The organism is Kluyvera genomosp. 2 (assembly GCF_036759865.1).
Classification (GTDB): domain Bacteria; phylum Pseudomonadota; class Gammaproteobacteria; order Enterobacterales; family Enterobacteriaceae; genus Kluyvera; species Kluyvera ascorbata_B.
Map to the genome: position 1 here is coordinate 136,697 of NZ_JAPKIA010000011.1, position 21,297 is coordinate 157,993.

The 21,297-nt window shown below is 52.5% G+C and carries 18 protein-coding genes; 1 reads left to right on the forward strand and 17 read right to left on the reverse strand.

Going from position 1 to position 21,297, the window contains the following annotated elements; translation table 11 throughout:
• Nucleotides 1-3: 3 nt before the first annotated feature.
• From wcaJ to V6942_RS13905, 16 genes are all read right to left on the reverse strand, one after another.
• Nucleotides 4-1,398, reverse strand: a complete 1,395-nt coding sequence (gene wcaJ, locus V6942_RS13830) for an undecaprenyl-phosphate glucose phosphotransferase (protein ID WP_106929540.1) — start codon at nt 1,396-1,398, stop codon at nt 4-6.
• Nucleotides 1,399-1,513: 115 nt separating this feature from the next.
• Nucleotides 1,514-2,884, reverse strand: a complete 1,371-nt coding sequence (gene cpsG / locus V6942_RS13835) for a colanic acid biosynthesis phosphomannomutase CpsG (protein ID WP_106929538.1) — start codon at nt 2,882-2,884, stop codon at nt 1,514-1,516.
• Nucleotides 2,885-2,988: 104 nt separating this feature from the next.
• Entirely contained in the window at nt 2,989-4,428 is a 1,440-nt protein-coding gene (locus V6942_RS13840) for a mannose-1-phosphate guanylyltransferase/mannose-6-phosphate isomerase (protein WP_106929536.1), read from the reverse strand.
• Nucleotides 4,429-4,430: 2 nt separating this feature from the next.
• A complete protein-coding gene (locus V6942_RS13845) occupies nt 4,431-5,654 on the reverse strand; it encodes a WcaI family glycosyltransferase (protein WP_106929534.1) in 1,224 nt (407 codons plus the stop codon).
• A complete protein-coding gene (locus V6942_RS13850; RefSeq protein WP_182930345.1) occupies nt 5,651-6,130 on the reverse strand; it encodes a GDP-mannose mannosyl hydrolase in 480 nt (159 codons plus the stop codon). The genes V6942_RS13845 and V6942_RS13850 overlap by 4 nt, the downstream gene beginning before the upstream one ends.
• On the reverse strand, nt 6,130-7,098 hold the full coding sequence (gene fcl / locus V6942_RS13855; protein WP_106929530.1) for a GDP-L-fucose synthase: 969 nt from the start codon (nt 7,096-7,098) through the stop codon (nt 6,130-6,132). Before fcl ends, V6942_RS13850 begins: the two co-directional genes overlap by 1 nt.
• A gap of 2 nt (nt 7,099-7,100) precedes the next feature.
• On the reverse strand, nt 7,101-8,222 hold the full coding sequence (gmd, locus tag V6942_RS13860) for a GDP-mannose 4,6-dehydratase (protein ID WP_106929528.1): 1,122 nt from the start codon (nt 8,220-8,222) through the stop codon (nt 7,101-7,103).
• A 24-nt stretch (nt 8,223-8,246) separates the two neighbouring features.
• Nucleotides 8,247-8,801 carry a colanic acid biosynthesis acetyltransferase WcaF gene (wcaF, locus tag V6942_RS13865; RefSeq protein ID WP_106929527.1) on the reverse strand — a complete coding sequence of 185 codons (555 nt, stop codon included), beginning with the start codon at nt 8,799-8,801 and terminating at the stop codon, nt 8,247-8,249.
• A gap of 9 nt (nt 8,802-8,810) precedes the next feature.
• The gene (gene wcaE, locus V6942_RS13870; RefSeq protein WP_182930342.1) at nt 8,811-9,557 is read right to left on the reverse strand and encodes a colanic acid biosynthesis glycosyltransferase WcaE; all 747 of its coding nucleotides are present in this window, start codon (nt 9,555-9,557) and stop codon (nt 8,811-8,813) included.
• An 8-nt stretch (nt 9,558-9,565) separates the two neighbouring features.
• A complete protein-coding gene (gene wcaD, locus V6942_RS13875; protein WP_333501373.1) occupies nt 9,566-10,789 on the reverse strand; it encodes a colanic acid polymerase WcaD in 1,224 nt (407 codons plus the stop codon).
• Nucleotides 10,764-11,981 carry a colanic acid biosynthesis glycosyltransferase WcaC gene (gene wcaC, locus V6942_RS13880; RefSeq protein WP_333501374.1) on the reverse strand — a complete coding sequence of 406 codons (1,218 nt, stop codon included), beginning with the start codon at nt 11,979-11,981 and terminating at the stop codon, nt 10,764-10,766. Before wcaC ends, wcaD begins: the two co-directional genes overlap by 26 nt.
• Nucleotides 11,978-12,469 carry a colanic acid biosynthesis acetyltransferase WcaB gene (gene wcaB / locus V6942_RS13885; RefSeq protein ID WP_106929519.1) on the reverse strand — a complete coding sequence of 164 codons (492 nt, stop codon included), beginning with the start codon at nt 12,467-12,469 and terminating at the stop codon, nt 11,978-11,980. Before wcaB ends, wcaC begins: the two co-directional genes overlap by 4 nt.
• Nucleotides 12,469-13,311, reverse strand: a complete 843-nt coding sequence (gene wcaA / locus V6942_RS13890) for a colanic acid biosynthesis glycosyltransferase WcaA (protein WP_333501375.1) — start codon at nt 13,309-13,311, stop codon at nt 12,469-12,471. Before wcaA ends, wcaB begins: the two co-directional genes overlap by 1 nt.
• Nucleotides 13,312-13,401: 90 nt before the next feature.
• Entirely contained in the window at nt 13,402-15,564 is a 2,163-nt protein-coding gene (gene wzc / locus V6942_RS13895; RefSeq protein WP_182930339.1) for a tyrosine-protein kinase Wzc, read from the reverse strand.
• Nucleotides 15,565-15,566: 2 nt separating this feature from the next.
• Nucleotides 15,567-16,010 carry a low molecular weight protein-tyrosine-phosphatase Wzb gene (gene wzb, locus V6942_RS13900; RefSeq protein ID WP_106929513.1) on the reverse strand — a complete coding sequence of 148 codons (444 nt, stop codon included), beginning with the start codon at nt 16,008-16,010 and terminating at the stop codon, nt 15,567-15,569.
• 5 nt (nt 16,011-16,015) lie between these two features.
• Nucleotides 16,016-17,149 carry a polysaccharide export protein gene (locus V6942_RS13905; RefSeq protein ID WP_106929511.1) on the reverse strand — a complete coding sequence of 378 codons (1,134 nt, stop codon included), beginning with the start codon at nt 17,147-17,149 and terminating at the stop codon, nt 16,016-16,018.
• Between the two features lie 641 nt (nt 17,150-17,790).
• On the opposite strand from V6942_RS13905, the gene V6942_RS13910 reads away from it, so the two are divergent.
• Nucleotides 17,791-19,371 (forward strand): TerC family protein, encoded by a 1,581-nt coding sequence (locus V6942_RS13910; protein WP_333501376.1) that lies wholly within the window; start codon nt 17,791-17,793, stop codon nt 19,369-19,371.
• Between the two features lie 57 nt (nt 19,372-19,428).
• On the opposite strand, the gene asmA is transcribed toward V6942_RS13910, so the two are convergent.
• Complete coding sequence (gene asmA / locus V6942_RS13915) at nt 19,429-21,279, reverse strand: outer membrane assembly protein AsmA (RefSeq protein WP_106929507.1); 1,851 nt, start codon at nt 21,277-21,279, stop codon at nt 19,429-19,431.
• Between the last annotated feature and the right edge of the window lie 18 nt (nt 21,280-21,297).

Sequence of the window (21,297 nt, forward strand, 5' to 3'; positions counted from 1 at the left end):
TCCTCAATAGGCAGCTTTGTTGACAAAGCCTTTAAACACCGTCAGGAAAACAATCCTGATATCGAGCCACAGGCTCCACTCGCGGATGTATTCAAGGTCGAACTCCACCCGTTTTTCCATTTTTTCCAGGGTATCGGTTTCCCCGCGCCAGCCGTTGATCTGCGCCCAACCGGTAATGCCGGGCTTCACTTTGTGGCGCAGCATGTAGCCTTCAATCAGCTGACGGTACTGCTCGTTATGCGCCACCGCGTGTGGGCGTGGGCCAACGATGGACATACCGCCGGTGAGTACGTTGATAAACTGCGGCAGTTCATCCAGCGAAGTACGGCGCAGGAAGTTGCCTACGCGGGTCACGCGCGGGTCGTTTTGCGTCGCCTGCTTAACCACCTTGTCGTTCTCCATCACCCGCATGGAGCGAAACTTCCACACTTTGATGGGCTTACCGTCCATGCCGTAGCGAGTCTGGCGGAAGATAATCGGCCCCGGCGAGCTCAGCTTCACCGCCAGCGCAATGCAGGCCAGCGCGGGCGAAATCAGCAGCAGAATGCACAGCGCCAGGACAATATCCTCCAGCCGCTTGATGAGGCGGTTCACGCCGGACAGCGGCGTGTCATACAGCGGTACCAGCGGAATACCGTTCACCACCTCAACCCGTGAATGCAGAATGTTGAAGGTAAAGACGTCGGGGATCAGCAGCACTGAGCAGGTGGTATCGGCCAGATCGCGCACCAGATGCTTAATCTGGCACTCTTCCTGCATCGCCATCGAGATATAAACGTTGTGGATTTTGCCGCTACGCGCGTCGTCGCGCAGCTGCGCCAGGTTGCCCATCCAGTCGGCATTTACGCCGCCCGGCTTCGCATCGTAATAGCTGCCAATCACCTCGTAGCCCAGCCACGGCTGATTGCGGAAGCTCTCCAGCAGCGCCTGCCCTTCCGGCAGATCGCCCGCCACCGCGACATAGCGGGTGTTATAGCCACGGTGGCGTAGCACCCCCGCGCCGTAGCGAATAAACACCCGGCTGGCCAGCATGCCAATAGTGCTCAGCAGGTACCACGCCAGCCACATGCCGAAGTTGGTATTAAAATCATCGTTAAAGGCCAGCAGCCCGGCGGCAAACACCAGACTCAGCGTCCAGTTTTGCAGCAGCAGCAGCAGTTCGGTCGTCATGCGCACGCCGCGCCACGAACGGTAGAAATCGGTAATGCCGCCAATCATCTGGAAAACGACCAGCGTCACCAGCGCCATCAGCAGATGCAGGTACAAAAACGGCAGCGCGACGGCTTTGCACACCAGCCACAGGCCACCCAGCATGATGGTGATGTCAGAAAAACGCTGCACCATGGAGATTAACGATGCATTCGTTTTAGCTCGTTCGCGCTTTTTTAGAGTCGTCATCGTTGGTCCTATTCGTCATTTTCCCCTCACCCTGCTCCTCTCCCCAAAAGGGAGAAGGAATAGTCGGCTTTCTCCTTCGCCCCATTGGGGAGAGGGTCGGAGTGAGGGGCAATAATTACTGATTAAGCAGCGCCAGAATGTCCTGCGTTCGCGCCTGCATCAGCGGCGTATTCCCGCGGGACTCCACGTTCAGGCGCACCACCGGCTCGGTGTTGGAGGAGCGCAGGTTGAAGCGCCAGTCGGCAAACGCCAGGCTGATACCGTCGGTGCGGTCAATTTCCAGCGCGCTGCCGGCAAAATGCGCTTCGACGCGGGCGATGGCTTCCGACGGTGCCACCAGTTGGCTGTTGATTTCACCGCTGGCCGGAAACGCCGCCATGCGATCGCGTACCAGCTCGCCGAGGGTTTTGCCCTTCAGGCACAGCAGCTCGCTCACCAGCAGCCATGGGATCATGCCGCTGTCGCAGTAGGCAAAGTCGCGGAAGTAGTGATGGGCGCTCATCTCACCGCCGTACACTGCGTCGTCCTGTCGCATGCGTTCTTTAATAAAGGCGTGGCCGGTCTTCGACATGACCGGCGTACCGCCCGCCGCCGTGACCACATCCACGGTGTTCCACGACAGTCGCGGGTCGTGAATGATCCGTGCGCCGGGGTGCTTCTCCAGAAACGCTTCCGCCAGCAGGCCAACAATGTAATAGCCCTCAATAAACTGCCCTTTTTCGTCAAACAGGAAGCAGCGGTCGAAATCACCGTCAAAAGCGATGCCCATATCGGCGCCGTACTTAATCACCGCCTCGCGGGTATCGGCGCGGCATTCCGGCAGCAGTGGATTAGGAATGCCGTGCGGGAAGGTGCCATCCGGCGTGTTGTGTACTTTTATCAGGCTTACCGGCACGTTGAGTGCAGCGAAGCGCGCCTCCAGCGCATCAATCACCGGGCCCGCCGCACCGTTGCCGGAATTCACCACCAGCTTGAGCGGGGTGAGATTCTTAACGTCGATATAGCCCAGCAGGTGATCAATGTAGGCATCCCGCAGATCGATTTTGCGATAGCTGCCACGCGCGGCAGGGTTCACTGGCGGAAAGTCGTTGGCCTCCGCCAGGCGCTGCACGTTGCGCAGGCCGGTATCTCCGCTGATCGGGCGCGCGCCCTCGCGCACCAGCTTCATCCCGTTGTAATCCATAGGGTTATGGCTGGCGGTGACTTCAATGCCGCCGTCAATGCCAAGGTGGAAGGTGGCAAAGTAAATCTCTTCGGTGCCGGACAGGCCAATATCCAGCACGTCGACGCCCGCATCACGCAGGCCGTTAGCCAGCGCCAGCTTCAGCGCTTCGCTGGTCAGGCGCACGTCACCGCCCAGCACGATCGTTTGCGGTTTCAGGTATTCACCGTAGGCGCGACCAATGCGCCAGGCGATGTCTTCATTCAGCTCTTCGCCAAGCTTGCCGCGGATGTCGTAGGCTTTAAAACAGGTTAATTTTTTCATGTTGTACCTTTTGTAGGTAATAGAGCACCTGTCCAACCGTATAAATGGACATAAACTTAATTAACTATTCTGGAGAAGATGAAAAACTATTTAATCAAATTTAATTACAGATAATCACTCGTGGAAAATCTTACAATATCATCTTCTTCAAGATATGTTCCTGAACGAACTTCAATCATTTCAAGGGGTACTTTACCCGGATTAAGAAGACAATGAGCCGTTCCCTGTGGGATATAAATAGATTGGTTCTCACATAATAAATGGGTACTACTATTAATAGTTACCTCTGCTGTACCCGCCACAATAATCCAATGCTCTGCACGATGATGATGCATCCGCATTTCAAAGCCACTTCCAGGTTTAACTGTGATTCGTTTAACCTGGTAGCGATTTCCATCATCTATCGAGTCATATTTGCCCCAAGGGCGATAAACCTCACGGTGAATATGATGCTCATTTCTGCCTTCAGCTTTGATTCTTTCAACGATCTTTTTTACATCCTGAACTTCGCTTTTGTTGGCAATCAATACGGCATCTTTCGTTTGTACAACAATGAGATCTTTCACCCCTACGGTCGTTACCAAACCAGACTCAGCATATACATAGCTATTTTCGGTGTTATGGCTGATCACATCGCCGTGCTGGACATTGCCCTCAGAGTCATGATGGCTAATTGCCCAAAGGGACGACCATGAGCCGACATCGCTCCATCCCACGTTCATAGGCAACACCACAGCATCACTCGTTTTTTCCATAACGGCATAATCGATTGATTCATCAGGGCACATCTCAAAAGCCATTTTATCCACGCGGATAAAGTCATTATCAATTTCGGCGTTAGCCACGGCCTCCTGGCATGCCTGTAAAATATCCGGTCGATATTTTTCCAACTCCTCCAGATAACGCCTGGCCTGGAATAAAAACATACCGCTATTCCAATAGTAATTTCCACTTGACAGGTATCTTTCTGCCGTTTTCTGATCGGGTTTTTCAACAAAAGCCGCAACATCAAACGCTACAGAATCCACGTTTATTTCTGTACTATTAACATCGCCACGAAGAATATATCCATATCCTGTTTCAGGGGCATCTGGAACTATGCCAAAGGTAACTAATTTACCATTTTCAGCCAATGGAATTGCAGAGTTCACTGCGTCCTGAAATGCTTTTCGTTCCTCCACAACATGGTCTGCTGCAAGAACAAGCAGCAATGGGTTATGGTCAGGTTCGTTTTTACACGCTATCAATGCGGCTAAAGCAATAGCTGGAGCAGTATTACGAGCTGCTGGCTCAAGAATCACATTTCCGGTTAATTGGCCTACATTCTGTAATTGCTCCGCAGCAATAAAACGGTGTTTTTCATTACAAATAACAAACGGTGGTACGCAGTCTAATCCATGCAGTCGACCGATCGTCGATTGAAGCATAGACCCCTCGCCATTAATGCTTAAAAATTGCTTGGGATATAGCGTTCTGGATAATGGCCATAATCGACTCCCGGAACCACCAGCAATGATAATTGGATAAAGTTTATTCTGATTCATAATCATTCCTGCATATCCGAAATAAATTTATTAAGAATGCTTTCCTTATCGAAGGCATTCTCTGCATAGGCTTGAGCGACAGTATTATTTACAGGGTATTTCAATGCCAATTCGATACCGTGGATCAACGCGTCAACGGATTCTGGTTCTACGCACACCGCAATACCGGGATGTTTTTGACAAAGGAGTCCAAGTTCAGTGTCTGATTCTGCAGTAATCACAGAATTACCGCCAACAGCTAAAATATTGGTCAATTTCGAAGGTAACACGGCATCAGCAGCACCTCGCCGCTGAATAATCAAATGGCAATCCGCCATTTTAAGTAATGCGGGTAAAAATTCATAAGGTTGTAGCGGATAGAATTTAACATTTGTCAATTCACGATCAGCAACCATTTTTTCAATTTTATTTTTACCGCCTCCTTCACCAACAATAACAAATACCCACGGTGTATCCAGCTTACGCGCAGCAGCCTCAACGATAATTTCCATACCCTGTTTTTCGCCGATATTTCCAGAATAAAGAATTATCTTTTTATTTTTTGGAAGATTAAGCTGTTGCCTCATTGATTCAATATCGGTTGAACAAACCTGACGGAAGCGCGAAACCTCAGTCCAATTAGGAAAGAAAATGATTTTGTCTTGCGGCACACCTTTATCTTGTGCCTTTCTCATCATGGCATGAGAGATAGTTGAAATATAATCGACGCCAAGTAAACCAGTACGTTCAAACGCGCTGGCAAGACGTGCCATATTTCCTGTCTTTCTCTTTCCTGAAAATCGCAGTCCGATCATCGCGTCAACCTCATAATCCTGAATATGTAATAAGGTTTTCGCGCCCGTTAGCTTAGCCAGAAGACGCATCCCCGGAGTACAAAACAACGTTGGTATGACGCCGATAATCAAGTCAGGTTTCCAGCCTCGTTGTGCCAGTAATGGGAAGATGCTGCTTACTGCAAAACTGCTGAGATGTAACATCCGCTTCAGCATTGTTAGCTTTTTCGGGACATAAATCGGGCATCTCCAGACAATAGAATCGCCTTCCTCGCGACGATACTGCCATGAAGAATACGCCTGATGTACACGCCACTCTGGATAATAAGGCGGGGCTGTAATAACACGTACATCATGCCCTTTATTTACCATCCATTCGACCATCTCCCCGGTATACTTGCCGATCCCAGTAAGTTCCGGTGAATAATTGATGCCATACACAAGAATCTTCATAGTCCAAATACCTGATGCTGAAGATTTTTATCAAAATAGGCCCGCGTATTCTCATGAACGTTCTCATCGGTAAGCAACTCTGCGGCAGTCATCCACCGCCATGAATCATGCTGACCCGACGGAAAGTACCTCTGTCCGGTATTAATTTTAAGACGAAAGCCAAGCACAATATAATGAGTAGTAAACTCAGAAGAAGAAAAATTATCATTATAAAAATGCTGCCATACCCCAAAAAAATTTCCATCTAAAATAGAAAATCTTTGATTTAATTCCTCTTCGGCAAGACGAGTGAAGGCAAAACTTAGATCTTCATCTTTTAACACTCTACCGCCAGGAACAAACCAATACCCTTGAGCAGGTCTATTTTTTCTTCGGCCAACAAGAAATTCTCCTTGTTCATTTTCAAGAATAAAATCAATTGAAATAAGAGGGGTTTTTCTGACAACCTGTGAAAACTCTTCTGGATTAAGAAACATTACTCCCCCCTGAATTGATGCTGATTATCAAGGAACCATCGGTAGGTTAAGATGAGCCCCTGTTCAAGAGCAATCTCATGATGCCAACCCAATTTTCTAAGACGGCTAACATCAAGTAGTTTACGTGGCGTGCCATCAGGCTTAGAAGGATCAAATTTAATTTCACCTTGAAATCCTACTACTTTCGCAATGGTGTCCGCGAGTTCGCGGATCGTACAATCTTCGCCAGTGCCAACATTTACATGTGACAACATCGGATTTGTTTGTTCCTGCCAAACTTCATCATCAAGTTCCATAACGTGAATACTTGCTGCCGCCATATCGTCAACATGCAAAAATTCACGCATTGGTTTTCCACTTCCCCAAACCACCACGGTCTTATCGTTACGGTACACCGCGTCATGAAAACGACGTAATAGTGCAGGAATCACATGAGAATTATGTAAGTGGAAGTTATCATTTTGCCCATACAGATTTGTTGGCATCACCGAGCGATAATCTCGACCATATTGGCGATTGTATGATTCACATAATTTTATCCCGGCAATTTTAGCAATTGCATAAGGCTCATTTGTGGGTTCTAACGTTCCTTGTAGAAGTTCGCTCTCCTTGATCGGCTGCTCCGCAAATTTAGGATAAATACATGAAGAACCAAGAAAAAGAAGTTTCTGAACATTAAAACTATGCGCCGCATGGATAATATTATTTTCCATCATCATATTTTCATAGATGAAATCTGACGGATAAGTATTATTAGCCATAATCCCACCCACCTTTGCCGCTGCAAGGTATATTTCATCCAACTGTTCGCTCGCGAAAAACTCATTCACAGCGCGGGTATCCAATAGATTAAGTTGCTCACGACTGCGTACAACAAGCTCTATATCTTCACGTTCAGAAAGTTGTCGATAAATAGCAGATCCCACCATGCCGCGATGACCAGCGATATAAACACGTTTCTTATTCATAATCAGCTCCCTACCGCAATCGCAACGTCATAACCATGTGACTTTAAGAGTGAGTATTTCTTCGCCGCCTCAAGATCCTTAGCCACCATTTCAGACACCATTTCCTGCACGGTCGTTTCCGGCTTCCAGCCCAGCTTCTCATGCGCTTTGGTTGGGTCGCCGAGCAGGGTTTCCACTTCCGCCGGACGGAAGTAGCGTGGATCGACCGCCACCATCACATCACCCGGCTTCACGCCCGGCGCATCATGGCCAGTCACGGAAACCACGATGCCTTTCTCTTCAACGCCCTTCCCTTCGAAGCGCAGTTTGATGCCCAGCTGAGCCGCCGCCATTTCGACAAACTGACGTACCGAATACTGCACGCCGGTGGCAATCACGAAATCTTCCGGATGGTCCTGCTGCAGCATCATCCACTGCATTTTGACGTAGTCTTTCGCGTGGCCCCAGTCACGCAGGGAATCCATGTTGCCGAGGTACAGACACTTCTCCAGACCCTGAGCAATGTTGGCAATCGCGCGGGTGATTTTGCGGGTGACGAAGGTTTCGCCGCGGCGCGAAGATTCATGGTTAAACAGAATGCCGTTACAGGCGTACATGCCGTAGGATTCACGGTAGTTGACGGTGATCCAGTAGGCATACAGTTTGGCCACGGCATACGGCGAGCGCGGATAAAACGGCGTGGTCTCTTTCTGCGGAATTTCCTGCACCAGGCCATACAGCTCAGAGGTTGACGCCTGATAGAAACGGGTTTTCTTCTCCAGCCCCAGGAAGCGAATCGCCTCCAGCAGGCGCAGCGTTCCCATGGCATCCACATCGGCAGTATATTCCGGAGACTCGAACGACACGGCGACGTGGCTCATCGCCCCGAGGTTATAGACTTCATCCGGCTGTACTTCTTGCAAAATACGCGTCAGGTTGGAGCTGTCGGTTAAATCGCCGTAGTGCAGATGGAACTTCGGATTACTGCTGTGCGGATCCTGATAGATGTGATCGACACGTTCGGTATTAAAGGAGGAAGCACGGCGCTTGATCCCGTGAACTTCATAGCCTTTCTCCAGCAGCAGTTCCGCCAGATAAGAACCGTCTTGCCCCGTTACGCCGGTAATAAGTGCAACTTTTGACATGCTATTTTCCTCAATTTGTCCCGTTTAGGGATTCACTTTCTCTACGCGCTCACGCGTAACCACTGCGGGATTGCCACGGCAAATCGTATTTGCCGGTAGCGATTTAAATACACTGCTGCGGGCACCGACGATCGTGCCATGGCCAATCGTTATACCGGGTGCGACAAAAACATCCGTTGCCAGCCAGCATTTTTCACCGACCACAATTGGCGCAGCGTTAATATCAAAATGCGCGCTTTGATAATCATGACTGCCGGTGCATAAATAACATTTTTGCGATACGACCGAATTCGCCCCAAGGGTAATGTTCCCAAGGGTATATAACACCGCGTCATCCCCCACCCAGGCGTAATCACCAATGGTTAATTTCCACGGATAGGTAATTTTCACCGACGGGCGAATCACTACGTTTTTTCCTATTTTCGCGCCAAACAGGCGTAATAAAAATGCACGCCAGCGATACAGAATCTGTGGCGACCACGCAAATAATGTTGCCTGCACCGCCCACCAGATTTGAACTTTAATGCCCCCGGCACCGCGAAAACCTTTCGGTACTGAAAATCCTGATAATTCCTGCATCCTGACCCCTTATGCTTTGTGATATAAGGCTTTGGTTTTACCGGTCGTGCGCAGGCGTAATAAATATGATAATTCCGTCAACAGCGTCGGCATTCGCAATATATCGCGCTGTACCTTTTTGGCATCCTGGCACAGTTGCATATTATTCGTGGTGGAAACACCGCCCATGGAAAATTCGGACACCAGCCCTTTAATACGCTTAAAGGTATAGCCTGATTTATACATCCGGGCAGCCAGCGCATAGTCAGAAGAAACGCGGTACTGCACATCGTACGGATAATGTTGTAAGCCACGCAGCGGGAAGAAAATCGCCTGATGGCTCGCCGGTAGGCTGTGATAAATGTACCAGCCGCGCTTTGCGCTGCGCCGGATACGATGACCGTCGCCGAAGTCCAGCATCGCGTCGCCGAGGTACATCGCATCATCGTTTTTAGCGCGCAGCTGGCGGACAAACTGCGAAACGTCAGGATGGAAACTGTCGCCGGAGTTCAGGAACAGAACAAACTTGCCCTGCGCCATGCGGATGCCTTTATTCATCGCATCGTACAGCCCTTTATCCGGCTCGCTGACGTAGCGTAATCGGTACTGGCCATTGCGTTTCTCAAGAAATTCCGCCGTCCCGTCCTGTGAGCCGCCGTCGACGACAATCCACTCAAAGGTGAGGCTCGGATCGTTCGCCAGATGCGCCAGCGAACGCCAGGTTTTGACCACTCCGTCTACGTTACGAAACGCCACGGTTACCACGCTCAACAACATGTTTCACCTCATCGACTGTCGGCAATATTCAGCGCTTTACGCAGAATAAAAGGACAAACAATTAAAAATGCATATTCCGGGCTAAATATCGAACCGGTAAAAAACAACGATATCGGCGTAAAAAGATACAGCTGCACAGAAAAATTACGATTATTCCCAAATGCGTTAATGAACATTTTAAAGACGTAATATAGATAACCGGCAGTTAATACCACAGCAAACCAGGAAAAATAAATCATTAACAGATACAAACCATTGTCTATGGTTTTACCGACATCCGCACCGTTAAATATTCCGAATGATGCCACATATTCGTAAAGTGAACCAAAACGCACAACCCCATCAACGCTGGTTAATGAATAGCCGACCATCACCAGCGGACCTATAATACGATAATATGACGATGAGCCTTCCGTACCCAAATCGCCAATACGTTCCGCAAGATACGGGAACGCAAATACCAGGCCGATAAAAAACGCCCCTAATGAGATAATCGCCAGCGGTAACTTTTTCTTAATCGCCTCTTTGTTCAGATACTGAAAAGCCCACTCAAGCAGGTAAAACAGAATAAATGTCATTACCCCTGAAAAGGACCCGGAAAGAATTATCCCTGCCAGAATCATAGCATCAGACTTTGGCGTTTTGATACCAAACTGTTTGATGCAGAGCCAAATTGAGATTAATGCCAGAGCGAAGAATGCGGGTTCAAAATATAGCGCAGTGGTTCGCTTTCCGCCGAATTTGATAAAATTCAGAACATAGCTATTGCTGTAAATAAGATATTTGGAAATTGTCGCAATCAGGCTGCTGCCGCCGGTTAAAATAATCTGCGCCATCTCCAGCGCCGCCAGCATCACCACCAGGGTAATCACCACGTAAAAGAAGCGCAGAATTTTGCGGTGGTTATGCGGTGAAATGGTTTTAAAGCGAATGCTCCAGACCATACCGATGATAATCACGATATAGACAAACAGCATCGTCGACGTGACGTACTTACCGGGATCCAGCGATTGGCCAAAGGCGTAGTTGAACAGCGTGAGCGCGACGCCGATACCAAGGGCAATCATCAGCTTTTTGAGATTGATGCGCTCAACAAACAGCAGCAGCAGCGCCGGCAGAAAGGTCACGATGGTAATCGGGAAACTTTCCCCGAGCTGCGCCAGCTTGACGTTGACCAGCAAGTAAATAAGCGGCAGCAGCAGATAGCTACAGACTCTGATAGAACGAGACATATTCCTCCAGCATCTGTTGTCCGCTATAGGCCTTGCGGCTGCGCGCGCTAAAGTTTTCCAGTGACGTGCCAAAGATGGATTCGGCGATCTCCGCTTTCGGCTGCTGCACCAGCGTCAGTACGTCGGTCTCATCCACCGTTCGGCCACCGGATTTCGCCAGCACCTCTTTTGCCGCCTCGCTGTGGGTGGCAATCACCGGCACGCCGATGGACAGTGCTTCGCACAGAATCAGCGGGTAGTTATCCACCCGCGAACTGAACAGCAGTGCGTCCAGTGGATTCAGTTCACTCATTAGCTGACGCTTATCGGTCAGAAAGCCGTGGTTCACCACGTTACTGCCGGAAAACGGCGAGAATTTGCCGAAGGTATGCACCTCGACCTTGTCGCCAAGGGCGATGATGTCACGCACCAGCTGCTGGTTCGTTTTACCGTCATAACGCAGATCGTGGGCCACCACGGCGATTTTAGGACGCGATGAATGGCGTTTTACCGGCGTCAGCTCGGCCAGAACGGCCTCAGTGGCAACATCGATACCGTTATTAATAATCTGGCAGCGCCCGATACCGTAGAGGCCGTTAAATGCATCGGCAACGTGCTGGCTGGGTGAAATAAAGCGGCAGCCGAGCGCCAGCATCTGGCGGAATAGCCGGCGTTTTTCCTCTACCTGCTGATGCGCACGGTCGACCTTCACCGGCGGATAGTTGCCGAGCGTCGGGCACTTCTGACAGCCGGTTTTCCAGCCATCACAACCATCGGTAAACGCGCAGCGCCCCGTAACGCTCCAGTGATCGTGCAACGTCCAGATAAGCGTGACATCGCGTTTATGCGCCCTCAACCGGGTGCAGAAGTTCACCACCTCCGCCAGATTCAGCCAGTAGCTGTGCATCACGTGAAAATGCAGCACCACCGGCCCTTCGATTTCGCTCACCTGGCGATACAGATTGTTCAGGTTGCCGAACAGATCGCGGTTAAACAAACGGAACAGCGCCAGGTTCGCCATCGACGTTAGTCGCCCGGTCTGCTTGACCACCTGCGGATAACAATCGTGGCTCACGCTCTTTTTGCCGCCCTTGCCGTAACCGTAGATAAATTTCGACGCCAGCCCCTGGCGCAGCGCGCGCTGATGCAAATCCAGCGCTACGCCCGCCGCACCGCCTTCGGCCAGGCGGACGTTAAATTGCATAATTTTCATTTGATGACCTTGACTCGCGCTTTTTCGCCGGTAACCAGCGCGTGGTCGGGAATGTCGTCCAGCACGACGCTCCCCGCGCCAATAGTGACGTGATTGCCAACGGTGATGCCACCAATGATGACCACGTTGGCCCCCAGCTCGACGCCGTTGCCGAGCGTCGGACAGGCCAGGCTTCCCGGACCTCGATTGCCGAGGGTGACGCCATGGCGGATGGTGAAATCGTCGCCGGCCACGACGTTTTTATTGATAACCACCGCGTAGCCATGGTGGATGGTGAAACGTCGGCCGATGGTCGCTGCCGCCTGAATTTCGTAACCAAACACACATTCGGTTATCAGCCGATACAGCACCAGCACCGGCGCGGCCCACAGGTTGTTGAGGATGTTTTTTTTGCGCCACACCGAGCAAAAGTGGGCGATGCGATAGGCGATAACCATGCCGCACGGGCGCAGGCTCCAGCCGTTTGCGCGTAAATCTTCCAGTAGCATTATTTACTCCGCAGTCCGTCAACCCAGCGCTTTCCGTTACGTACCGACAGCAGCGTCAAAAACGTTTTCCATGTCATGCGTTTATTACGAATCTGATACAGCGTAAACAGCTGATATTTCTTGCTGGCGCGGTCAAACCTGGCTTTGTGTTTGCGGTAGAAACGGAAGTAGCCCGAGAACTTCTTCGGCGATGAGGTAATCTGCATTTCGCCGTGATTAATGTGCAAAATCTGCGTTGCCGCTTCAATTTTCCACGGCTCGCCGTAGGCCATGACCATGCGCAGAAAGATGTCATAGTCCTGCGCCGCCTTGAGTTCGGTATCAAAAAGGCTCTCTTTAAAACGCCAGGCCCAGCTAAACACCTGATTACCGACGATGTTGCGCTTGTAGAACAGATGACGGGAGAACGGCGACTTGGGGTACAGCGGCAGGCTGGCAGGCTGCGAGTAAACTTCGCCTTCGCAGACGTAGTCATTGGCATATAAAAACGCGTGATTCATCAGCTGATGCTTATGCTCAAGGAACAGCGACAGTCGGTTCGGCGTCCACTCATCGTCGTCATCGATGCCGGTAATAAACTGCCCTTTGGCCTGCAAAATTGCCTGATTGCGCACCGCGCAGGCGCCGCTGTTAATAGCGTTACGCGTATACTGCACGCGGCTATCGTTTAGCCCGTCAACGTATTGCTGGAGCTGCTCATACTGGCTGGAACAATCATCGACGATAATCATTTCCCAATGGGGGTAGTCCTGGCGGAGAACAGATTTGATGGCGCGAATCGCCAGCTGCTGTCGGTTCCAGGTCGGCATATAGATAGAGATCAACGGGTTGTCTATTGTCATGGTATATCCCTGAATAGGCAGTTGAGCGGTTATTCCCCTCACCCTGGCCCTCCCTCCACAGGGGTAAGGGTCGGGATGAGAGGGAAAAGACTATTTCGAATCCGACTGATACTCATACTCGTAGTAGCCGTAATCCTGATAACCGGTGGCACGGCGGAAGATCGAGTTAAGAATCACCCCTTTGACGACAATGCCGTTTTGCTCAAAGCGGCTCAGGCTGGTCTCCACCTCTTTCAGCGTGTTTACCGCGTAGCGCGTCACCATCAGCGTGGTGCCCGCATGGCGGCCCACGATAGCGGCATCGGTTACGGCAAGAATCGGTGGGGTATCAATCAGCACCAGGTCGTAGTTCGCACTCGCCCATTTCAGCAGTTCGCTAAAACGCTCGGCCATCAGCAGTTCAGACGGATTCGGCGGGATCTGTCCACGCGGCACGAGGTCAAGATTTGTGACCGCGGTTTTCTTCACGCAGTGCTCAATCGCCGTTTTGCCCACCAGCACCTCTGAAAGGCCGTTATCATTAGCGGTGCCAAGCAGCTCGTGGGCGTACCCTTTACGCATATCGCAGTCGATCATCAGTACCCGTTTATGGGTCTGGCTAATGACCGCCGCCAGGTTGGCGCAGACGAAGGTTTTACCGATAGACGGGCTGACCCCGGTCATCATCAGCACGTTGTTAGACGCCTGCATCATGGCGAAATGCAGGCTGGTACGCAGGCTGCGGATGGCCTCAATCGCCAGATCGGTCGGGTTGCCCACCGCCAGCAGTTGGCTTTGTTTGTAGCGCTTCACGCCGTTCACGCTTTTGACGCTATCGCGCGATTTCTGCCATTCCGACAGCGGGATGCTCGCATAGACGTTGATACCGCGCTCTTCCAGCGCCTGCGGGCTTTCAATCCCTCGGTTAAACAACGAGCGCAGCAGTACGCCGACAATCGACAACATCAGGCCGAGAATAATACTGCCCAGAACGATCAGCGCTTTCTTCGGCTTCACAACCCCCGGCTGAGCGATCGCCGGATCGACGATGCGCACATCGCCGACGGTGCTGGCGCGGGTAATTTTCAACTCCTGCTGTTTATTCAGCAGCTGCATATAAACCTGTTGACCAGACTCGACGTCGCGGGTCAGGCGTACGATTTCCTGCTGGGTTTTCGGCATTGCCGTCACCCGTTTGCTCAGCTTCGCCTTTTCTTCTTCCAGCGCACGGCGCTTTTCCAGCAAAGTACGGTAGGCCGGGTGAATACGGGTATAAAGCTTGGAGATTTCCGCTTCGCGGAAGGTCAGTTCGTTCAGTTGGGCATCGATGTTAACCATCGAGTCCAGCACCGACTTCGCCTCCAGCGGCAGGTCAACGGAGTCTTTCTGCTGACGGTAGGCGTTGAGCTTGTTCTCCGCGACATCCAGCTGACTGCGCACCTGCGGCAGCTGGACTTCAAGGAACTCGAGACTTTTGGCCGCTTCTTCCGATTTACGTGCCACGTTTTGCGCGACATAGTTATGGGCGATGGTGTTGAGGATGTCGCGGATCCGATCCTTATCCTCCCCCACCATCGTCAGCGTCAACACGCCGGAATCTTTGCCATCTTCCGTCACGCTCAGGCTGTTTTGCAGCGTGTTAATCATCCCCAGCGTGGAGTACTTAGTGACGGTAAAACGCGCGCCCTCACGGGCGGTAATCCCGGCGACTACCAGCGATACGCCATCTTTATTTAACGCTTCCCCCACTTTGCCCTCTGCGCTAAAGCCGTCATCATTGCTCAAGCGGTAGGCGGTGGGGCTCAGGACTTCCAGCGTAAACGTGCTGTCGGCCATCGCGACCGGACGATTGAAGGTCGTGACTTTCACCGTCTCATTCTGGCGTCCCATCAACCGCTCCCACCCGGCCCCGATGACAGGCAAGGTGTTCTTGCTGACCGCGATGTCCAGATCCAGATCGTCAACGGTTTTGCCCAGCACCAGGCGGGAGGTAATCATCTGGATTTCCGCCTCAGAGGCCGGGGGTTTGCTGGTCAGCGCGTTGCTGATATCCTGCACCAGCGCGCTGCCCTGATTTTGTTCAATACGCACCAGCGCATCGGCGCTGTAAATCGGCGTCGCGAACAGGGTGTAGATAATCGCCGCCACGGCAAACGCCGCGGTAACGCCAATAACCCACCACTTTCCCTCAACAACGGTGCCCACCAGGCGGCCAATATCAATTTCATCACCGCCCGAAGCCGGCGGACTTATCTGTTTTACTTTATCTGTCATGGTTATCCCTGCTGAGCTTTCAGTGCCTGCGCCCACTGGCTGGCAGACCTGTCGAGTAACTGGTACACCGCTTCAAACGCCTCCAGGCTTTTGCGATACGGATCGGGAATTTCGCGTTCGTTATCCCAATGCCCAAACAGCATCACTTTGCCGCGCATCTCGGGCGCCATTTCATGCAGGGTGGCAACGTGACGTTTCTCCATCGCCAGAATCAGATCGTAATCCCGACACATGCGCCCGGAGAGCTGCCGCGCACGGTGCCCCTCAAGTGAAACCGCATGTCCGGCCGCAACGCTGGCGGCACGCTCATCCGCCGCTTTGCCCACCAGCGCCCCCAGCCCCGCCGACTCGATGGTCATCGTCGGCAGATGACGGCGCAACAAGCGTTCCGCCGTCGGGGAACGGCAGATGTTCCCCACGCACACCACAAGAATTTTGTTAAACATGATGGTTACCAGGTATGAATGTCTTTCGCCGTGTCGGTCATGTAGCGAACGCCACTGATGGTCGGCAACAGTTGGTTGATCAGACGGTTCCAGCGGGCAACCGGTGCGGTCGTGACGTAAACCACGTCGTAAGGCTGCAGCACAAAGTTGGTCGCCATCACCAGCGAGGTCGCATCGGACATATCAAGCTGATAAATATTGGCCATTTTGCCGCCGTTACCCGCTTTGGTTGGACGAATCACGAAGATGCCGCTGGCGTCGGAGGTGGTCAGGTCGATCCCCTCGGCCTGGCCAAGCGCTTCGGTGAGCGTCATGCCGCTGAAGTCCATTTTGAGCGTGCTCTGTTTTTTCACTTCGCCCATCACGAAGACTTTCAGATCATCGTTGCGCGGGACGAACAGAATATCGCCCGGGTAAAGCAGCCGGTTCTGGCTCAGATCGCCGTTTTGCATCAGCGCCTGTACCGAGATGCGCTGCTCTTTGCCGTCATGCGTCAACACCACGTTGCGCCAGTCCGCCAGCTCGCTCAGTCCGCCCGCGGCGTTAAGCGCATCCAGTACGGTCAGCGGTACGTTGGTGATCGCCTGCTGTCCGGACTTGTTCACCTGCCCGGAGACATACACCTTTTGCGAGCGGAAGGCGGCAACGTTCACATCCACCTGAGGATCGGTAATGTAGGCGGCGAGACGTTGGGTGATGGTCTGACGAATTTCCGCTAGCGTGCGGCCTTTAACCTGCACCTTGCCAATGTAGGGATAGAAAATAGTGCCATCCGGCTGTACCCAGTTGCCGGTGTCGCTGGAACTACGATACTGCCCCGCCGGCGTCGTCAGCTCGGGGTGATCCCAGACGGTGACGTTCAGCACGTCGCCGGAGCCTACGCGGTACTGGTAATTGCTTAACTCCTGATCCAGCGACATGTTCGGCTGCGCGACGTTGGGACGCGGGCGTAATTGTTCAATCAGGCGCGGGGTCAGCGGATAAACATTCACCATCCGGCCAATGTCATAATCAGCATCCTGCTGCTTAATCACATCTTTTCCGTAGGTAGACATATTGCTGCCGGGAAGGATGGTGCAGCCACTCATCAAGGTTACCGACACCAATAATGGCATCAATTTTAGTTTGGATTTCATCATTGATTATTTATCACTTTGGCAGAAAATTATCCTGTGCGAATTAAATTAATCCGTACTCTTTGATTACCTTTAAATCCACGACGCCGATATTCCCCATGAAATATAATTGGCATATATCCTAAAAAGACAGGGATTCATCCGCAGGCTATTGACAGAATAATTCAGGCTTTGCGTCACGCCTTCAGGCACGCTACCGCCCTTGGCTTCCAGCTACCAATTCACATAAAATTCATATTGTTATAGAAAACACGGTCATTGCGAAATGAACAGGAAATATTCCTGGATATATAATTACAGGAATTATCTCATCCGCATGACTATTTTATACCGTACGTAAATGGTTATTCCATTCAGCGTCGAAAGAATTGTTGCAGCTAAGTGAATAGCAGGCAAGGTTACCGCTGCTTAAAAAATATTTTTAAGAATAATATTAAGACCTAATAACGTTGAAGTTTTAGGATTTTCTTTATATTGACAATATAGGCTATTTATCTTTTTCGTTATTTATTTTAATTCAATTCAGCCGATTATTTTCGTCATATCCATAAGGTTTATCGTGATAAATCACCGGCAGACGTTGCATTTTGCCGCGGCTTTATCCATGATCAAATCGTCTTGTAACATAAGGTTTTAGCCAACGTATGGAATGGATTGCCGATCCCTCTATTTGGGCGGGACTCGTGACGCTGGTCGTCATTGAGCTGGTTCTCGGAATTGATAATCTGGTGTTTATCGCCATCCTGGCGGAAAAACTGCCGCCTGCCCAGCGCGACCGGGCGCGCGTCACCGGGCTGATGCTGGCGATGGTCATGCGCCTTCTGCTTCTGGCCTCTATTTCGTGGCTGGTCACCCTCACCAAGCCGCTGTTTAGCCTCCGCGACTTCACCTTCAGCGCTCGCGATCTGATTATGCTGGTCGGCGGCTTCTTCCTGCTGTTTAAGGCTACGGTGGAGCTCAACGAGCGTCTGGAAGGCAAAGACAGCGATAGTCCAACGCAGCGGCGCGGAGCACGTTTCTGGCCGGTCGTTTTGCAAATTGTGGTGCTGGATGCGGTCTTCTCGCTCGATTCGGTGATCACCGCCGTCGGGATGGTTGACCATCTGGCGGTCATGATGGCTGCGGTCATTATCGCCATCAGCCTGATGCTGCTGGCCAGCAAGGCGCTGACCCGCTTTGTGAACAGCCACCCCACTATCGTTATTTTGTGCCTGAGCTTCCTCCTGATGATCGGCTTTAGCCTGGTCGCGGAAGGCTTCGGCGTCATCATTCCGAAAGGCTACCTGTACGCTGCGATTGGTTTCTCGGTGATGATCGAGTTTCTCAACCAGTTGGCAATCTTCAACCGACGCCGCTTCCTGAGCGCCAATCAGTCGCTGCGTAGCCGCACCACCGATGCGGTGCTGCGTTTATTAAGCGGCAAAAAAGAGGATGCTGAACTGGATGCTGGCACCGCATCGCTGCTGGTCGATCAGGATGACCAGCAGGTCTTTGACCCGCAGGAACGACGGATGATTGAGCGCGTGCTCAATCTCAATCAGCGCACCGTCAGCAGTATTATGACCTCACGCCATGATATTGAGCATATCGACCTTAGCGCCCCGGAAAGCGACATTCGCGCCCTGCTGGAAAAAAACCAGCATACGCGTCTGGTGGTCACCGGCGGCGAAGATGAAGAAGACCTGCTCGGCGTGGTGCACGTTATCGATCTGCTGCAGCAGTCGCTGCGCGGCGAACCGCTGGATCTGCGCGTATTAATCCGCCAGCCGCTGGTCTTCCCGGAAGCGCTGCCGCTGCTGTCGGCGCTGGAGCAGTTCCGCAACGCGCGGACCCACTTCGCCTTTGTGGTGGATGAGTTCGGTTCCGTTGAAGGGGTGGTCACCTTAAGCGACGTGACGGAAACCATTGCTGGCAATCTGCCTAACGAGGCGGAGGAGATTGACGCCCGCCACGATATTCAGAAAAATGCCGACGGCAGCTGGACGGCCAACGGCCACATGCCGCTGGAAGACCTGGTGCAGTATGTGCCGTTGCCGCTGGATGAAAAGCGCGAGTATCACACCATTGCCGGGCTGCTCATGGAGCATCTGCAGCGCATTCCTAAAGCCGGCGAAGAGGTACAGATTGGCCGGTGGACGCTGAAAACCTTACAGGTTGAGAGCCACAGGGTGCAAAAAGTCCAGATTATCCCGCAGCCGCAGGAAGAGTGGGATTACGAAGAGTAAAGTGCGTTTCCGGCGTCGCGCGGTTGAACGCTGCGACGCCGGGTTAACGGCAGCGGGTTAAGGCTGATTTAACAGCTGTTTGACGTCCTTACCGGACTGCGTATTTTTATTACGCTCCGCCCAATCATTTAAGCGGCGTTTCGCTTCGTTTTGCAGCTGGCGACGCAGAATTTGATCAACCTGCAGGCTGTAATTTAGCGCCTCCCACTTACCGTAAACGCGCAGTGGGATGGCCGTCGATTTCAGAATATCGATGAGTCGGCCCTGACCCTGCCAGCCGTCAACAACCTGAATACCAAACTGCATGTCACCTTCTTCTTTCACCAGATTGAGCGTCCCTTTACCGGTTAACTGAATCAGCGACGATTTGCCCTGCAGGTTATTGAGCGTCAGCACGCCGTTATCGAGATCGATGTCGGTGCTCATTTCATCCAGACGCGTAGCGTTGTCATCGTTCTCCTGCGCGCGCACGTCGGTGCTGCGCTCAACGGCCTGCTGCACCAGCTGCTGGAAGTTCAGCCCCTCGGTGCGGGTATTTTTCATCTCAAGGTTCGCCTGCCCCTGCCAGTCGCGGCGGAAGTGGTTGGCATCAATCACCGAACCGGAGAAGTCCCCTGCCAGCGACATTTTACCGGTCATGTTAATGGCGTAATTAAAGGCCTTTAACAGGCTGCCGATTTCAATATTATCGAGCTTCGGCTGGAACGTCGCCTGCGGCGTACCGTCGCGGGCGTCCAGCGTGCCCGGCAGCGAAATCTGCCCGCCGGCCAGCGAACCTTCAAGCTGGGAAACACGCAGCAGACCGCGCTGGTTATCCGCCTGGATAGCCACATCGCTGAACGGCAGACCGCGCCAGATAACCTGTTTGGCCACCATGGACAGCGTACCGCTGAACCCGGTTAAACCGCTGTAAGGCGGTACATTGACGCCGTTGGCAATCACCGGACGCGGCAGCTTCGGCGCCGACTGCGCCTGCTGCGCGCCGCCGCCACTGCCGCTGAAGATATCGGCCCGCACCAGCAGATTATCGAGATTAAGCTTGTCAGACTGCAGTTTCAGCGACCAAACCGGCGCGTCGCCGAGCACCACGCTGCCCTCGCCTGCCAGCGAGCTGTCGTTGGCCGTCATATTCAGCGCGCTGAAGCTCAGCATCTTGCTGGCTTCCTGCCAGCTGGCATTAACGCTGCCGCTGCCGCTGATACCCTGCGACGGGAGATCGGCGCCCTGCAGCTGCCAGCTGATTTGCGACAGTTGGGCCTCAAGACTTTGCGGATAGTTGCCGGCCTGAACCTGAGCGGAGAAATTAAGGGATAAATCACGCTGGTCGCGATTAATGCGACCGGAGAAATCGACGCTCGCCTGGTGATGGGCATCTTGCTCCATTTGCAGGCGGATATCGCGCACGGTGATCTGCTCGTCATCCTCATGCTGGAACACCAGCACGCTATCAACAACCTGCAGCCCGGCAACATCAAACGACCAGCCGCGCTCGCCCGGCTCCTGCGGCAGCGTGGTGCCTTGCGGTGCCACCGGTGCGTTTTGGTCGCGAATAGCTTCGGTTTGCGGCGTTAGCTGCACCACCGCACCTTTCAACATCACCTGCTTCACCTGCAGCTGATGTGAAAGCAACGGCAGCAGCGCCACGTCAAGACGCATGTTATCAGCGCGCACCAGCGGCGCGCTGGCGCCGGGCGCGGTAAGGGCCATCCGGCCGGCCAGAATGCTCAGCCGCGGCCAGACGTGCCAGCGCAGGCCGCCCTCAAGCTGCAGCTGGTATCCGCTGCGCTCGGCCACCTGCTTCACCATATAGCTGCGGAAGTCGTTAGGATTGACCAGCAGCACCAGCGATGACAGGCCGGCAACCAGTACCACCAGCAGAATCATCAGCGTCGTTAATATTCTTCTCATGGCACCCTCACCCGCGTT

Bases quoted from the DNA above. Each gene is read 5' to 3' on its own strand.
- cpsG (WP_106929538.1), bottom strand. From the start codon at position 2,884: ATGAAAAAATTAACCTGTTTTAAAGCCTACGACATCCGCGGCAAGCTT.
- wcaJ (WP_106929540.1), bottom strand. From the start codon at position 1,398: ATGACGACTCTAAAAAAGCGCGAACGAGCTAAAACGAATGCATCGTTA.
- wcaA (WP_333501375.1), bottom strand. From the start codon at position 13,311: ATGACAATAGACAACCCGTTGATCTCTATCTATATGCCGACCTGGAAC.
- V6942_RS13850 (WP_182930345.1), bottom strand. From the start codon at position 6,130: ATGTTTCTTAATCCAGAAGAGTTTTCACAGGTTGTCAGAAAAACCCCT.
- gmd (WP_106929528.1), bottom strand. From the start codon at position 8,222: ATGTCAAAAGTTGCACTTATTACCGGCGTAACGGGGCAAGACGGTTCT.
- V6942_RS13905 (WP_106929511.1), bottom strand. From the start codon at position 17,149: ATGATGAAATCCAAACTAAAATTGATGCCATTATTGGTGTCGGTAACC.
- V6942_RS13840 (WP_106929536.1), bottom strand. From the start codon at position 4,428: ATGAATCAGAATAAACTTTATCCAATTATCATTGCTGGTGGTTCCGGG.
- wcaC (WP_333501374.1), bottom strand. From the start codon at position 11,981: ATGAAAATTATGCAATTTAACGTCCGCCTGGCCGAAGGCGGTGCGGCG.
- wzc (WP_182930339.1), bottom strand. From the start codon at position 15,564: ATGACAGATAAAGTAAAACAGATAAGTCCGCCGGCTTCGGGCGGTGAT.
- V6942_RS13845 (WP_106929534.1), bottom strand. From the start codon at position 5,654: ATGAAGATTCTTGTGTATGGCATCAATTATTCACCGGAACTTACTGGG.
- wcaD (WP_333501373.1), bottom strand. From the start codon at position 10,789: ATGTCTCGTTCTATCAGAGTCTGTAGCTATCTGCTGCTGCCGCTTATT.
- fcl (WP_106929530.1), bottom strand. From the start codon at position 7,098: ATGAATAAGAAACGTGTTTATATCGCTGGTCATCGCGGCATGGTGGGA.
- wzb (WP_106929513.1), bottom strand. From the start codon at position 16,010: ATGTTTAACAAAATTCTTGTGGTGTGCGTGGGGAACATCTGCCGTTCC.
- wcaB (WP_106929519.1), bottom strand. From the start codon at position 12,469: ATGCTACTGGAAGATTTACGCGCAAACGGCTGGAGCCTGCGCCCGTGC.
- V6942_RS13910 (WP_333501376.1), top strand. From the start codon at position 17,791: ATGGAATGGATTGCCGATCCCTCTATTTGGGCGGGACTCGTGACGCTG.
- wcaE (WP_182930342.1), bottom strand. From the start codon at position 9,557: ATGTTGTTGAGCGTGGTAACCGTGGCGTTTCGTAACGTAGACGGAGTG.
- asmA (WP_106929507.1), bottom strand. From the start codon at position 21,279: ATGAGAAGAATATTAACGACGCTGATGATTCTGCTGGTGGTACTGGTT.
- wcaF (WP_106929527.1), bottom strand. From the start codon at position 8,801: ATGCAGGAATTATCAGGATTTTCAGTACCGAAAGGTTTTCGCGGTGCC.